The organism is Cupriavidus lacunae (assembly GCF_003353055.1).
Classification (GTDB): Bacteria; Pseudomonadota; Gammaproteobacteria; order Burkholderiales; family Burkholderiaceae; genus Cupriavidus; species Cupriavidus lacunae.
On record NZ_QKWJ01000016.1, the window covers coordinates 114,090 to 128,453 of the forward strand.

Here is a 14,364-nt window from a genome sequence, read left to right on the forward strand (position 1 = left end):
GTATGTGTGCCGTGTGTTCAGGCTTGCGGGGCGCAGACCACCAGCGCATCCAGCGCGAGCACGCGGTCGGGATAGGCCACCAGCGGGTTGACGTCGATTTCGGCAATGGCCGGGTTGGCGCGCATCTGCTCGCCGATCAGTCTCACGGCCCGCGCAATGGCTGCCACGTCGACGGCAGCGGCACCACGGATGCCGCGCAGCAGGGAAGCAGCCTTGAGCCGGCCCAGTTCCTGCACCACATCGGCTTCGGCGAGATCGGCCGGCATCAGCCGCACATCCTTCAGCGCCTCGATCCACACACCGCCCAGGCCCACTAGTACCACCGGCCCCCAGCCGGCATCGCGCCGAGCCCCAACCACCAGCTCCAGCCCACGCGGCCCCATCGCCTCGACCAGCACGCCATCCAGCACCAGGCCGGGGCGATGGGTGGCGATGTTCTCCTGCAGGTGGCTCCAGCCGGCGCGCAGCGCGGCTTCATCGGCCAGGCCGACGATCACGCCGCCCACATCGCTCTTGTGCGGCAGTTCGCTTGCCTGCGCCTTGATCACCACCGGGTAGCCGATGCGCGCGGCAATCGCCACCGCTTCATCTGCGCTGGTCGCCAGCATGCCCTCGGGCACCGTCAGGCCGGCCGCGGCCAGCCACGCCTTGCCCTGGTATTCCGCGAACACGCCTGACGGCGGCACGGCGCCAGGCAGCGGTACTGCCGCCGGAACGGACTGGCTGGCCCGATCGGCACGCTGCAGCGCCTCGCCATAGGCCGACACCCGGGCAAGCGCGCGCAGCGCGCGGTCGGGCGAGCGGAAGAACGGCACGCCGCTGGCGCGGATAGCATCGACAAAGAACGACTCGATGGGGCCGCTGTCGCCGGTCACGACCAGCACTGCCGGCTTGCCGGCGCGGGCCAGCGCCGGGACGATGTGCTCGGCCTTGTCGCGCTGCGCCACTTCGGGCCCGGCGGGGATACTGAGGACAATGCTGCCAACGGCCGCGTCGGACAGCATGGTCAGCAGCACTTCGCCGACCAGGCCGGGGTTGCGCACGCCGATGGTGGTGTAGTCGAGCGGGTTCTCGGCCACCGCGTAGTCCGGCAGCATGGCCTTGAGACGTGCCGTCGTCTGCGCACCGAGCGGAGGCAACGACAGGCCCAACCCATCGCAGAAGTCCAGCGCGACGTTCTTCATCGCGCCGGAACCGGTCATAAAAGCCGGGCCGCCAGCTGGCGGCACCGGAAAACGCAGCAGGATTGCTGCAGCGTCGACAAGCTCGTCAGGGGTATCGACCAGCACCACGGCCTCGCGCGCCAGCGCCACGCAAGCGGTGGCGTGATCGCCGGCCAGCGCGCCGGTGTGGGACTGGGCCGCTTCACGCGCCCGCTCGCTGCGGCCCGGCATCAGCATCACGATGGGCTTGCCGGCCTGGCGCGCCTGGCGCGCCAGCGAGAGGAAGGTACGCGGGCGCCGCACCTGTTCGGCGTACAAGGCCAGCACGCGGGTCTGGGGATCGTCGATGTAGTGGGCAACGAAGTCCTCGACACCAAGCGACGCTTCATTGCCTGTGGATACCACGGCGGTCAGCGGCAGGCCGCGCCCGACGAAGGCATCGCGCATGTTCGCGGCCATCGCGCCGCTTTGCGCCACCACGCCGATACCGGGGCGTCCGCCGCACGGGTAGGGCTGGACAGCCTCGAAGGTCACGGGCACACCACCCTCGAAATTCGTGAAGCCCATGCAGTTCGGCCCGAGCAGCAGCATGCCGGCGTCGCGCGCGGCGGCGGCCAGCTGGTCCTGCCGTTCGCGGCCGGCCTCGCCGGTCTCCGCATAGCCGGACGCGAACAGGACCGCCGCACGAGTGCCCTTCGCGGCCAGGCTGCGCACGGCTTCGAGCACGCCCGCCTCGGGAATCGCCAGCACGGCCAGGTCGATGCCGGCCGGCAGTTCATCAATCGTTTTCACACAGGCGCGGCCGTTGATCTCGGTACTGCTGCGGCTGACCAGGTGAATGGCGCCGGCGTAGCCGAAGCGCTCCAGGTTAGCCAGCACGAACCCGCCAAACGAACGAGGGTCTGCCGAAGCACCGACGATGGCAATCGAAGCCGGACGGAGGACGCTGGTCACGGCAGCCACCGCGGCTTGCGCCGCCGTTTGAGGCTGTCCGGCCTGCGCGCCGGGAAAGTCAGAGGTCTTCATGGGTTGGGTCTTCCAGGAAAGGGCGGTTGCTTCGTGTTGAACGAATTCTGGCATACCAGAAGCGCCATTTCAATACACCAGAAAACACTTTTATAGAAACTCTCATAGGGAATTTCCCTTAGCCGGACGGTATGATCAACCTCTCGACAGCAAGCCGCGGAAGCCGGCAAAGCCGCTGCCCGAAGGACCTAAAGGCACCTTGCAGCCTGTCCAGCGTCCGGCTGTAATCCATATCTGGCGCGGGATAGCGGAAAAACTCCAGCCTTGCGCAGGGAGGAAGGGGCGCCCTCCTGCTCCTCAGCATAGGAGACAAACGGCGCACAATCCCGAGCGCCATCCGCCAGGGCCTTTGCACGCTCCTTTGCATACCAATACTTTTTTGTTGTATATTTTGCTGCAACAACGAGATGCTTGTGCGCGATTGATCGTATGCAACCAACCCTCCCAACCCCGATGCACCCACCCCGCCCTGCGGCTCGCCCGAGCCGGGCAGAAGACATCCGTGCCACGCTGGAGGCCGAGATCGAAGCCGGTGTCCTGTGTCCCGGCGCGCCGCTTGATGAGCGGGAATTGGCGCAGCGCTTTGGCGTATCGCGCACGCCTGTGCGCGAAGCGCTGCAGCAACTGGCCGCGCACGAACTGGTCACCAGTACCCCGCGCCAGGGCGCGGCGGTCACGCGCCTGACCGTCGGCAAGGTACGGGCAATGCTCGAATACGTGGGCGAACTGGAGTCCCTGGCAGCGCGGCTGGCCGCCCGCCGCGGCGACGAAGCGCTGCATGCTGCGCTCGACGCCGGCCTGTCTCTGTGCCGGCGCGTCGCGGCGACGCCCGGTGCGGTCGGCTACGCCGCCGCTAACGCAGCCTTTCACGAAGCCATCTACCAGGGCTGCCGCAACGAAATCCTTGCCGGCCATATCCGTGTGGCGCGGCGGTGCCTGCAGCGCTACCGCATGCGCGACTTCGCCTCCGGGCAGCAGGTGGCAAAGTCCCTGGAAGACCACCAGCGCATCGCCGATGCGATCCGTGCCGGCGACGAGCAGCAGGCTGCTGCCGCCATGACTGTCCATGTGCCCGCTGGCACAACCGGCTTTGCCGAATTCCTGGCGACCGTGCCGGCCCATTTCTTCGACGGCGGCCATGCCGCCGCGTCCTGACCGCAGAACCCTCAATACCTCAGGCATCCCATGACCAGACCTCTCCGCTCGCTTGATGTGCCCGGCCTTGCGCACAACGCCCCGATTCCCACCGGCGCCCGCGTGGGCAACGTCATCTGCACCTCCGCCATCTCGGGCAAGGATGCGGCCACCGGTGAACTGCCGCCCGGCGCGGCGGCACAGGCCGCGCACGCGTTCCGCAATCTCGCCACCGTGCTGGCGGCCGGCGGCGGCAGCGTGGCGGACGTGGTGAAGCTGACCGTCTACGCGAAGGACAACAGCGTGCGCGACGCCATCAATGCCGAATGGCTGCAGTGCTTCCCCAACCCCGAAGACCGCCCAGCGCGGCACATCGTCGTGCATGACCTGCAGCACGGCATGCTCCTGCAACTCGAATGCCTGGCCGTCCTGGCCGGCGCAAACCAAGGCTGAACACCATGATCATCGATTCCCACGCCCACGTCGTCATGCCCCCGGAAAGCTTCCGCTATATGGCGGAGCTCATCGGCGGACGCGCCAATCCGTCCACCACGCCGAAGATTCCGGATGCATCCGTACGCAAGGCGGCCGAAGAGCTGGTGCGCAGCATGGATGCCGTCGGCACCGACGTGCAGTTCATCTCGCCGCGCCCGTACCTGCAGATGCATTCGGTCAAGCCGGGCCGCGTGACCGAGCTGTGGTCGCGCCACTGCAATGACATCATTGCGCGCTTCGTCGCCATGTTCCCGGACCGCTTCCGCGGCGTGGCAGGCTTGCCGCAACACATGCTGGAATCGCCGGCCGAGCGCGCGGTGCCTGAGCTCGAACGCTGCGTGAACGAGCTCGGCTTCGTCGGCTGCCTGATCAATCCCGACCCGACCGAAAGCGAAGGCCCCACGCCTCCGGGCCTCGGCGATCCGTTCTGGTATCCGCTGTATGAAGCCATGACCCGCCTGGACGTGCCGGGCCTGATCCATTCGGCCGGCAGCTGCAGCGCCCGCGAGTCGTACACGCTCAAGTTCATCAACGAGGAAAGCATCGCCGTCATCTCGCTGCTGAATTCGAAGACTTTCCAGGACTTCCCGAACCTGAAGATCGTGGTGGCGCACGGCGGCGGCGCAATTCCCTACCAGATGGGCCGCTTCCGCTCGTGGTCGGTACGCAAGGGCGAGACCGTCACGTTCGACGAGCAACTGCGCAAGCTCTACTTCGACACCTGCAACTACTCCACCGAAGCGATCGACCTGCTGCTCAAGGTGGCCGGCACTGACAACGTGCTGTTCGGCACCGAGAAGCCCGGTACCGGCAGCGCGCGCGACCCGCTGACCGACCGCGACTACGACGACATGAAGCCGGTGATCGAAGGCATCTCGTGGCTGACCGATGCGCAGCGCAAGAACATCTTCGAATGCAACTGCAGGCGCCTTTACACCCGCGCCTTCCGCACCGACGAGGAGTGCTGAGATGCCGCTGACCCGCGAAGACAACGACCTGCTCACGCGCGTGGAGAATGGCGCGCCGATGGGGGAGATGATCCGCCAGCACTACTGGATCCCAGCCGTGCCGTCGGACAAGCTGGTGGCGGACGGCGCGCCCGTGCGCGTGCGCCTGCTCGGCAGCAACTACGTTGCCTTTCGCCGCACCGACGGCGCGGTGGGCGTGCTCGACGAGCTGTGCCCGCACCGCAAGACCTCGCTGCTGATGGCGCGCAACGAGGACAACGGCCTGCGCTGCATCTTCCACGGCTGGAAGCTCGGCACCAGCGGGGAGGTCATCGAGGCGCCGAACCACGTCGGCGACCAGGCCCAGTTCTGCAAGCACGTGCGCGTGAACCGCTACGGCGTGCAGGAGCGCGGCGGCATCGTGTGGGTGTGGCTGGGCAAGGGCGAGCAGGCGCCGAAATTCCCCGACCTGCCCTTCACTTCGCTGCCGGAAAGCCAGCGCTCGGTCACCAGCCAGGAAGTGCCGACGAATTGGGTGCAGGGCGTGGAAGCGTCGATGGATTCCTCCCATGTCGGCGTGCTGCACGAATCGACCACGCAGATCACGGCGGGCTCGGGCAACCAGCGCCTGCACATGACCAAGGCACTCGCACCGCGACTTGAATTCGAGGACCGTCCCTACGGTTACCGCTACGCCGCGCTGCGGCCGCTGCCCGACGACCAGTTCTATGCGCGCGTGAACAACTTCGTCATGCCGTGGTACGGCATCATCTGTGCCCCCGATGAAAAGGGCCCGAGCACGGTTTTCTTCTCGACGCCGGTGGACGATGTCACGCACCGCGCGTGGTTCGTGCATTTCAATCCGCACCGCCCGCTCGGCATGACCGTCATGTCTGCCACGCCTGATGTGTGGAACTTCCCGCCCCTGCCGCCGGGCACGCCCGCCGACAACTGGGGCCAGAACCGCGACCTGATGCGCCGCGGCCACGCCACCGGGTTTCCGCAGCACCTGGGCACCGAGGACTTCGCCATGTTCATCGGGCAAGGGCCGATTGCCGACCGCACCACCGAGCAGCTCTGCTCGGCCGACGGCGCGGTGCTGCGCGTGCGCCAGGCGCTGTTGAAGTCGGTACGCGAGTTCGTGGCCGGCGAGACGCCGACGCTCGCCGACAACCCAGACCTCGATTACAGCCGGATCGTCTCGGTCGGCGGCGTGCTGCCCGCCGGCGAAGACTGGCGTTCGCTGACCACGGCGCCCTGAGCGGCCGGCGCAAGACTGACAAGAAGACGGAGACAACAATGACCAGCCCCCGCTTCCGCTCGCGCCGCCAGCTGTTGCTGGCGGCGTGCGCGGGCCTCGCCGCGCCCGCGGCTTCGTTCGCGCAGTTGCGCGGCAAACCCGCCATCCGCATCCTGTTGGGCCTGCCGCCCGGCGGCGGCACCGATGCCATCGCGCGGTATTTTTCCGATTCCCTTCCCGCGCTGCTGGGTCAGCCGGTGATCGTGGAAAACCATGTAGGCGCCGGTGGCCCCCTGGCCGCCGATGCGCTGAAGATGGCGCCGCCGGACGGCCTCACCTACATGATCGCCCCCAACGCGACGCCGACCTTCCAGACTCTGGTGTTCGGCAAGCAGCTCAAGTGGGATCTGTGGAAGGATTTCGAGCCGGTGGCCGGTCTGGTCTCATTCCCCTGCGGCATGGCGGCCGGCGCCAAGACGCAGGCCACCAACGCAGCAGGGTTCGTGCGCTGGGTAAAGGCCAATCCGGACAAGGCGAACTTCGGCGTGCCTGGCCTCGGCGGCCAGAACCATTTCCTCGGCATCCAGTTCGCCAGAAGCGCCGGAATTGACCTGCCGGTGGCTCCGTACAAGGGCACCCCGCCGATGATCACCGATCTCCTCGGGGACCACATCGCCAGCGCCATCACGTTGCTGGAGGATCTGCGCAAGTACCACCACACCGGCCGCATCCGCCTGCTCGGCATTTTCAGCGAGAAGCGCTCCGTCTTGGCTCCCGACGTCCCGACCATGGCCGAGCAGGGCATTGATGTCACCCAGGGTGACGGCTGGACTGCGATGTGGGCGCCAGCCCGCACCCCAGCGCAGGAGATCGTTCGCATGCAGCAGGCACTGCGCACCATCCTGTCCTCGCCGCAGACGCGCGACTTCCTGATGAAGCAGCTTGCGGTCTTGCCCGACTACCTGGACGGCCAGCAGATGGCGCGCCGCCAGCGCACCGAACTTGAAACTTGGGCGCCTGTCATCAAGGCCTCCGGCTTCCGCGCAGAGCTCTAGACGGCAGGAGAGACACGATATGCTGAGTGAGGAAAGGAATCGCCTCTTGACTAGTGTCGGAGCGGGTACACCCATGGGCGAGGTGCTGCGCCGCCACTGGCACCCGATCGCGGGCATCGATGAACTGGAGCGCGAGCCGATCAAGCCTGTTCGGCTGATGGGCGAGGACTTGGTGCTCTACAAGGACCTGAGCGGTAACTACGGATTGGTGGATAGGCACTGCGCCCATCGCCGGGCCGATCTGGCCTATGGTTACGTGGAAACGAACGGCTTGCGCTGCAACTACCATGGCTGGTGTTACGACCATCACGGCCGCTGCGTCGAGCAGCCGTTCGAGCAAGTGGTCGATCCGGTGGGCAGACTACTGGACCGCGTGCGCCTCAAGGCCTATCGCGTTGCCGCCAAGGCCGGCATGCTGTGGGCGTATCTGGGGCCGGACCCGGCTCCGCAACTGCCGGACTGGGAGCCCTTCAGCTGGGCCAATGGCTTCGTCCAGGTGGTATTTGCCGAGGTTCCCTGCAACTGGCTGCAGGCGCAGGAAAACTCCATCGACCCCGTGCACTTCGAGTGGATGCATGCGAACTGGGGACGGCGGCTGCGCGGCGACCTGGGACAGCGCGCGCCGCGGCACCTGCAACTCGCCTTCGAAGAGTTCGAGCACGGCTTCCTCTACAAGCGCATCAGCGAGGATACCGACGAGCGCCACCCGCTGTGGACCATCGGACGCGTCTGCCTGTGGCCGAACGGCTTCTTCCTCGGCGACCACTTCGAATGGCGCGTGCCGGTCGACGACACCCACACGCTGAGCGTCACCTGGTCCTTCATCCGTGTCCCGCGCGAAGCGGAGCCCTTCGTGCAGCGGGAAATTCCAAGCTGGACGAGCCCCACCCATGATCCGGCCACGGGGCGCTGGATCTCCAGCCACGTCATCAACCAGGACATCATCGCCTGGGTCGGGCAAGGACCGGTGATGGACCGCACGCGCGAGAACCTGGGCGCCAGCGACAAAGGCATCGCCATGATCCGCCGGCGGCTGCTCGACGATATCGACTCGGTAGCGCAAGGGCGCGACCCCAAGGGCGTCATCCGCGACGCGCAGGCCAACCACCGTCTGGTGCTGCCGTGCGATTCACGCGACTTCTTCCTCAACGGGCTGCCGCGCGCCGAATACGAGCGCCATCCGAAGTGGAACAAGCTGCTACGCCACTTCATCTTCCACGCCGGACAGCCGGAAGCCGTCCGGCGTGCCTACGAGGCCGCCGCTGGCGTCGCGATCGAGGACATCGACGTCGTGGACATCTGAGCGCCGGCACCTGCCCCGCTGCGAAGCCCATGGCCGCTGGCCCCTGGTGCCAAGTCTGGAGAGAATCAATGAACCCTACCGAAACCCTGCAACTGCGCGTCAGGTCGATTACCTGGGAGGCCGATGGCATCCTCAGCTACGAGCTGCGCGCCGAGCCGCCGCTCAAGGAACTGCCAGTCTTCGACGCCGGCGCCCACATCGACCTGCACCTGCCCAACGGGCTGATCCGCAGCTACTCGCTGCTGAACAGGTCCGACGAGCGGCACCGCTACGTCATCGGCGTCAACAAAGATCCCCAGAGCCGCGGTGGCTCGCGCTACCTGCACGAAACGCTGCGCCCCGGCGACATCCTCACCGTCTCTGCGCCACGCAACAACTTCCCGCTGGAAGAAGGCGCGCCGCTGAGCGTGTTCATCGCGGGCGGCATCGGCATCACGCCGATCTTCGGCATGATCCAGCGCCTGCGCACGCTCGGCCGGCCCTGGCGCCTGCACTACGCGGCGCGCACGCGCAAGCAGGCTGCCTTCATCGACGCGCTGCAGGCCATGGATGGCCGCGACGGAGCCGAAGTGCACGTCGCCTACGACCGCGAGGCGGGGGGCAAGATGCTGGACATCCCGGCCATCGCAGCCGACCTGCCAGGCAACGCCCACATCTATTGCTGCGGCCCAGTGCCAATGCTCGACGCCTTCGAGGCGGCAACCCAGGCGCTTCCACCAGCGCGCGTACACCGCGAGTACTTCGCCGCGCGCGAGGCCGCCGCCACCGAGGGGGGCTTCGTCGTGGAACTGGCGCGCAGCAAGCGCAGCCTCGAAGTGCCAAGCGGAAAGACCATCCTGGACTGCCTGCTCAGCGATGGCATCGAACCACCCTACTCGTGTCAGGAAGGCGTATGCGGCACCTGCGAGGTGCGCGTGCTGGACGGTGTGCCGGATCACCGCGACCTCGTGTTGAGCGAAGCCGAGCGCGCCACCAACCAGCGCATGATGATCTGCTGCTCCGGCGCCAAGAGCCGCAAGCTCGTGCTGGATCTCTGAGCGGTGCGCGGCAGCCCCCCATATTCAAGAAGGAAGCAAGACCATGAGCAATGAATTGGTAACTTATGAACTCGACGGCAACGTCGCCCTGATCGGCCTGAACCGTCCCGACAAGCGCAACGCCATCAACGAAGAGGTGGTCTGGGCCCTGCACGACGCCGTGGTGCGTGCCGGCGAGGAAGCCGACGTGGGCGTGCTGTTCGGCCACGGCAGCAACTTCTGCGCCGGGCTGGACCTGAAGGAAGCGCTGGCGCGCGCCTCGGGCGAGCAGCCGCGTCCGCGCAAGCGCACCCGCCATTCCTGGCACACCGTGTTCGATGGCATTGCGCGCGGTCCCATCCCGTTCGTCGCGGCGCTGCATGGCGCGGTGGTGGGCGGCGGGCTGGAACTGGCCACGGCCGCGCACATCCGCGTGGCGGACGAATCGGCGCTGTTCGGCCTGCCTGAAGGACAGCGCGGCATCTTTGTCGGCGGCGGCGGCACCGTGCGCATCCAGCGCGTGGTGGGCTACACCGTGATGGCCGACATGATGCTGACCGGGCGCCTGCTCAACGCGCACGAAGGCGAGCGCGAACACATCGTGCGCTACGTAGTGCCGCAGGGCCAGGCCCTGGACAAGGCGCGCGAGCTGGCCGCACTGATCGCGCGCAATACCGCCGACACCAACTGGCGCATCACCAACGTGCTGCCGCGCATCAACGACCTGTCGCACGACGACGGCCTGTTCGTCGAGTACCTGACGTCGAACATCCCGCGCCCGCCGGAGGCGGCCGAGCGCCTGCGCGATTTCGTCGAAGGCCGCGCCAAACCCCTCGCCACCCCCGGTGCGACAGCCGACTGAACCCAAGGATTCCCATGACGACGATTACCCGATCCGACGCCGACGCCGACGCCGACGCCGATGTACAGGCGACGGCAGACTATGTCCGCTTCGCCCAGGCAGAAGCGGCCCGCATCCCGGACTTCCCGCAGGGCCTGCCGCTGCGCCCCGTCAACCATGTGGCCGTGGTGGGCGCCGGCACCATGGGGGGCGGCATCGCCATGGCGCTGGCCAACATCGGCATTCCGGTCACGCTGATCGACAGCAGCCGGCAGGGGCTGGATACCGGCCTGCGCCGCGTGAAGGACAACTACGCCGGCAGCGTCTCACGCGGCAGGCTCGATGCGTCTGCCATGCAAGAGCGGCTGGCGCGCATCACCGGCTCGGTCGACCTGGCTGACGCCGCGGGAGCCGACATGGTCATCGAGGCCGTGTTCGAGGACATGGCGCTCAAGCAGCAGGTATTCCGCGAACTCGACGCGCTGTGCAAGCCCGGCGCCATCCTCGCCACCAACACCTCCGGGCTGGACGTCGACGCCATCGCGGCGGTCACGCGGCGCCCGCAGGACGTGGTCGGCGCGCACTTCTTCAGCCCCGCGCATGTGATGCGCCTGCTCGAAGTCGTACGTGCCCGCGACACCGCGCCTGACGCGATCGCCACGCTGATGGACCTGGGACGGCGCATGGGCAAGACCGCCGTGCTGGCGCGCGTCTACCCCGGCTTCATCGGCAATGCGCTGTTCCGCAACTACACGCGCGAAGCACACTTCCTGGTCGAGGAAGGCGCGCTGCCGCACGAGGTGGACCAGGCGCTCACCGACTTCGGCTACGCCATGGGCATCTTCGCCGTGCACGACATGGCGGGTAACGACGTGGGCTACCAGACCCGCAAGGCGCAGATAGCCACCCGGGCGCAGGACCGCCGCTGGAACGACCTGATCCTGAAGCTGACCGAGCTGGGCCGCCTGGGACAGAAGAGCGGCAAGGGCTGGTACCGCTATGAGCCGGGCAGCCGCCAGCCGCTGCGCGACTCCGAGGTCGAGGCCTTTATCGAGCAGGAGTCAGCGCGGCTGGGCATCCTGCGGCGCCCAATCGGCGCCGAGGAAATCATCAGGCGCTGCGTCTACGGCATGGTCAACGAGGGCGCGAAGCTGCTCGAAGCCGGCGTGGCGTTGCGGCCCAGCGACATCGACACCGTCTACCTGACCGGCTACGGCTTCCCTGCACGCCATGGTGGCCCGATGTATTACGCTGACCGCATCGGGCTGCAGGAGGTGTACGCCGACATCGAGCGCTTCCACGCGGAGCACGGCTACTGGTGGCAACCGGCGCCGCTGCTGGCCCGGCTCGCGCGCGAAGGCAAGACCTTCGCCGACTACCAGCGTGGCAAGGCATGAGGCTTGGCAGCTGCATGCTTGCAGGCGTCACCGGCAGGCATCGTTGCATTTTAAAGACGGACTAACGTATACCACTATGAGTTATATACATACCAATATGCGATAGTCCTGCCACTTTCCGTGTGTAGAGAATGACATCCAGAACCAGGAGGAGAAACTCATGAAAAGAAGTCTTGTCGGCCTTGCCTGCGCCATTGCCAGCGCAACGGCCGCGGCGCAGACATCCGGCATCACGCTGTACGGCGTGGCGGATGCCAACATCGAATACACCAACAACAACAATGGGAGCGGCCCCGACGGGCACTCCAAGGTCGCACTGAACTCGGGCGGCCTGTCGCCCAGCCGCTGGGGCCTGCGCGGCACGGAAGACCTGGGTGGCGGAAAGCGGGCCATCTTTGCCCTGGAGAGCGGTTTCAGTCTGGATACCGGCGTCTCCACCCAGGGCGGCCGCCTGTTCGGCCGCCAGGCCTGGGTGGGCCTGGCGGCAGGCGGTCAGCAACTGACGCTGGGCCGCCAGTACACGTCACTCTTCCTGACGATGGCCAACTATTCGCCCACGGCTTATGCGACGACCTATGAGCCGGTGACCGGCATCGCCGGCCTGAATCTGCGCGAAGACAATATGGTGAAATACCATGTCGACCTTGGCCCGCTGACAGCGGAAATGCACTGGGCCTTCGGCGAGCAACCGGGCTCGTTCCAGGGTTCCGCGGCTTACGGCGGCGGCCTCGACTACCGTCTCGCCCAGTTCGGGATCGCGGCAGCATACGACAGCGTCAACAGCGCAACGACCGCCGGCAACTACACCCGCACCCAGAAGGCTGCACTGGGCCTGCGCTACCAGATCGCCCCTGCATTGCTCGCCCAGGCGGGGTACCGGTACAACAACAACGGCACGCGGGCAACGAACACCTCATCGCGCGACGACTTGTGGTGGTTTGCCTTGAACTACCAGGCCACTGGCGCCCTGCAACTGACCGGCGCCTTCTACTACGACAACGTCAAATCGCTGTACACCGCGACCAGCCAGACCAATCCGGCCAACCCATGGCAGGTCACGCTGATTGCCGATTACTCACTGTCCAAGCGCACCGACGTCTACCTCGCCTCGGCGTACACGAAAAACGCGTCGCTGAACTTTGAAAGCCTGAACGGCGCGCTCGCCGCCTACCAGATCGCGCCGAACGAGCACAATCAGTTCGGCGTGGCCGCGGGTGTGCGGCACAAGTTCTGAGCCATCACATCGGAAAGCCCGGCGGGTCGCTCCCCGCTCCCCTTGCGTGGGCGTGGGGAGCGAACGATCAGGCTTTCCAGCTTCCCGGCTAGGCCGCCCGCGTGGCAGACGGCTTGCGCCCGCGCCGGGCACCGCCGCGGGGCGCGGTGCTCCTGGCGGCCGTGGCCTCCCCGCCGCCTTCGCCCTCCAGGTAGCTCGCCGGCAGGGTCGACAGAAATTCTGCAAAGCCGGTCGTGCCCACAGGCGCGTGTTCGAGCATGGCCGCGTGCGCGGCAGCTTCGTCGCCGCTGAGAATGGCATCCGCGAGCCGCTGGTGGTCTTCCAGCACGCGCTGCCGGCGCGTCGGCGTCTGGAAAATACGCGGGCGGTAGCGCTGCATCAGCCGGCGGATGCCCTGGATCTGCTCCACCAGATATTCGTTGTGGCTGCCCGCATATACCGTGTCATGAAACTCGGCATTAGCCTTCGCGAAGTGCTTGCCGTCGTCCTCGGCATGCGCCTGCTCGCATTCGGCGCGGGCTGCCTTTAGCCGCACGCGCTGGTCGTCGTCCATGCGGCGCGCGGCCAGCTTCGCCGCCACCGCTTCCAGCTCGCCGAGCAGTTCCAGGGTCTCGCGCAGCTGCGTGATCGACAGGCGCGACACGAACACGCCGACGCGGGGCACGATGCGAACCATGTTCTGCACGGACAGTTGCTGCAGCGCCTCGCGCACGGGTGTGCGGGAGACGCCGAAGCGCTCCGCCAGCATGCGTTCGTCCAGCGGCGTGCCCGGCGGCATGTTGCCATCCTCGATTTCGCGCTGGATCGTGGCCTTGATCTCACCGGCCATGCTTTTCTTTTCGAACTGTGTCATCAGGTCTGAGTAAGCGGTTCTTACTGCGCAGTATACCGAAATGGAATACTGGCATGCCCGTTCAATACCAAAATAAGGAGCCATGGGCGACAAAGCGACCGACTTGTAGGGACCGGGCTTGCAGCACCCGCGCGCACGTGCCAGAATCACCCGAATAAATACCAAAACAAGACTCTGGCATTAATAAGGTGCCCTACGTGTGCTCGACAGGGCAGACGACGCAGCACCTGGACAACCCGCTCAAGGAGACCCCCCCTCATGCAAGACCTGGCCCGCGTGCCGGTCCGGACTGCAGCCGGATCGCGCGCGCACTACCGCTATTGGTTCCTGTTCCTGCTCATCCTGATCTATGCCTCCAGCTTCGTCGACCGCATCTTCATTTCGGTGGTCGCCCAAAAGATCAAGGCCGAGATGAACCTGTCCGACGTGCAGCTGGGTGTCCTGGGCGGCCTCGCTTTTTCGATCCTGTATGCAACGCTCGGCATCCCGATGGCACGGCTGGCGGAGCGCTGCAACCGCGTGGCGCTGATCGCCATCTCCATCGCGATATGGTCGGCCATGACCGCGCTGTGCGGTACCGCCGGGCACTTCTGGCATCTGCTGCTGTATCGCCTGGGTGTGGGAATCGGCGAAGCCGGTAGCACGCCTACAGCCCACTCG

At 66.6% G+C, this 14,364-nt stretch carries 13 protein-coding genes; 11 read left to right on the forward strand and 2 right to left on the reverse strand.

The genetic code is table 11. The features are described from left to right. Positions 1–17: 17 nt before the first annotated feature. Positions 18–2,189: an acetate--CoA ligase family protein gene (locus tag DN412_RS15505; protein WP_115212428.1), complete on the reverse strand. Its 2,172-nt coding sequence runs from the start codon at positions 2,187–2,189 to the stop codon at positions 18–20. A 453-nt stretch (positions 2,190–2,642) separates the two neighbouring features. Between DN412_RS15505 and DN412_RS15515 the strand changes: the two genes are divergently transcribed. The 10 genes from DN412_RS15515 to DN412_RS15560 all read left to right on the forward strand — a co-directional run bounded on the left by DN412_RS15515 (position 2,643) and on the right by DN412_RS15560 (position 12,851). Further along, positions 2,643–3,344 (forward strand): GntR family transcriptional regulator, encoded by a 702-nt coding sequence (locus DN412_RS15515; protein WP_244222665.1) that lies wholly within the window; start codon positions 2,643–2,645, stop codon positions 3,342–3,344. A gap of 30 nt (positions 3,345–3,374) precedes the next feature. Next, the gene (locus DN412_RS15520; RefSeq protein ID WP_115212431.1) at positions 3,375–3,776 is read left to right on the forward strand and encodes a RidA family protein; all 402 of its coding nucleotides are present in this window, start codon (positions 3,375–3,377) and stop codon (positions 3,774–3,776) included. 5 nt (positions 3,777–3,781) lie between these two features. Continuing rightward, positions 3,782–4,786 (forward strand): amidohydrolase family protein, encoded by a 1,005-nt coding sequence (locus DN412_RS15525; RefSeq protein ID WP_115212432.1) that lies wholly within the window; start codon positions 3,782–3,784, stop codon positions 4,784–4,786. Between the two features lies 1 nt (position 4,787). Then, on the forward strand, positions 4,788–6,026 hold the full coding sequence (locus DN412_RS15530; protein WP_115212433.1) for a Rieske 2Fe-2S domain-containing protein: 1,239 nt from the start codon (positions 4,788–4,790) through the stop codon (positions 6,024–6,026). Positions 6,027–6,064: 38 nt separating this feature from the next. Beyond that, the gene (locus DN412_RS15535; protein ID WP_115212434.1) at positions 6,065–7,060 is read left to right on the forward strand and encodes a tripartite tricarboxylate transporter substrate-binding protein; all 996 of its coding nucleotides are present in this window, start codon (positions 6,065–6,067) and stop codon (positions 7,058–7,060) included. Positions 7,061–7,106: 46 nt separating this feature from the next. Then, positions 7,107–8,363 carry an aromatic ring-hydroxylating oxygenase subunit alpha gene (locus DN412_RS15540; RefSeq protein WP_244222666.1) on the forward strand — a complete coding sequence of 419 codons (1,257 nt, stop codon included), beginning with the start codon at positions 7,107–7,109 and terminating at the stop codon, positions 8,361–8,363. A 68-nt stretch (positions 8,364–8,431) separates the two neighbouring features. Next, positions 8,432–9,400 carry a PDR/VanB family oxidoreductase gene (locus DN412_RS15545; protein ID WP_115212436.1) on the forward strand — a complete coding sequence of 323 codons (969 nt, stop codon included), beginning with the start codon at positions 8,432–8,434 and terminating at the stop codon, positions 9,398–9,400. 43 nt (positions 9,401–9,443) lie between these two features. Next, a complete protein-coding gene (locus DN412_RS15550) occupies positions 9,444–10,241 on the forward strand; it encodes a crotonase/enoyl-CoA hydratase family protein (protein ID WP_115212437.1) in 798 nt (265 codons plus the stop codon). A gap of 14 nt (positions 10,242–10,255) precedes the next feature. Continuing rightward, complete coding sequence (locus tag DN412_RS15555; protein WP_115212438.1) at positions 10,256–11,617, forward strand: 3-hydroxyacyl-CoA dehydrogenase; 1,362 nt, start codon at positions 10,256–10,258, stop codon at positions 11,615–11,617. A 160-nt stretch (positions 11,618–11,777) separates the two neighbouring features. Then, complete coding sequence (locus DN412_RS15560; RefSeq protein ID WP_115212439.1) at positions 11,778–12,851, forward strand: porin; 1,074 nt, start codon at positions 11,778–11,780, stop codon at positions 12,849–12,851. 88 nt (positions 12,852–12,939) lie between these two features. On the opposite strand, the gene DN412_RS15565 is transcribed toward DN412_RS15560, so the two are convergent. After that, positions 12,940–13,704, reverse strand: coding sequence for a GntR family transcriptional regulator (locus DN412_RS15565; RefSeq protein WP_115212440.1), 765 nt, complete (start codon positions 13,702–13,704; stop codon positions 12,940–12,942). A gap of 258 nt (positions 13,705–13,962) precedes the next feature. Between DN412_RS15565 and DN412_RS15570 the strand changes: the two genes are divergently transcribed. After that, positions 13,963–14,364 (forward strand): MFS transporter (locus DN412_RS15570; protein WP_115212441.1); only part of this gene is annotated, 402 nt, incomplete at its 3' end.

Coding starts and splice junctions, on each gene's coding strand:
- DN412_RS15525 (WP_115212432.1), top strand. CDS start 3,782: ATGATCATCGATTCCCACGCCCACGTCGTCATGCCCCCGGAAAGCTTC.
- DN412_RS15545 (WP_115212436.1), top strand. CDS start 8,432: ATGAACCCTACCGAAACCCTGCAACTGCGCGTCAGGTCGATTACCTGG.
- DN412_RS15555 (WP_115212438.1), top strand. CDS start 10,256: ATGACGACGATTACCCGATCCGACGCCGACGCCGACGCCGACGCCGAT.
- DN412_RS15520 (WP_115212431.1), top strand. CDS start 3,375: ATGACCAGACCTCTCCGCTCGCTTGATGTGCCCGGCCTTGCGCACAAC.
- DN412_RS15530 (WP_115212433.1), top strand. CDS start 4,788: ATGCCGCTGACCCGCGAAGACAACGACCTGCTCACGCGCGTGGAGAAT.
- DN412_RS15505 (WP_115212428.1), bottom strand. CDS start 2,189: ATGAAGACCTCTGACTTTCCCGGCGCGCAGGCCGGACAGCCTCAAACG.
- DN412_RS15515 (WP_244222665.1), top strand. CDS start 2,643: ATGCACCCACCCCGCCCTGCGGCTCGCCCGAGCCGGGCAGAAGACATC.
- DN412_RS15535 (WP_115212434.1), top strand. CDS start 6,065: ATGACCAGCCCCCGCTTCCGCTCGCGCCGCCAGCTGTTGCTGGCGGCG.
- DN412_RS15565 (WP_115212440.1), bottom strand. CDS start 13,704: ATGACACAGTTCGAAAAGAAAAGCATGGCCGGTGAGATCAAGGCCACG.
- DN412_RS15550 (WP_115212437.1), top strand. CDS start 9,444: ATGAGCAATGAATTGGTAACTTATGAACTCGACGGCAACGTCGCCCTG.
- DN412_RS15560 (WP_115212439.1), top strand. CDS start 11,778: ATGAAAAGAAGTCTTGTCGGCCTTGCCTGCGCCATTGCCAGCGCAACG.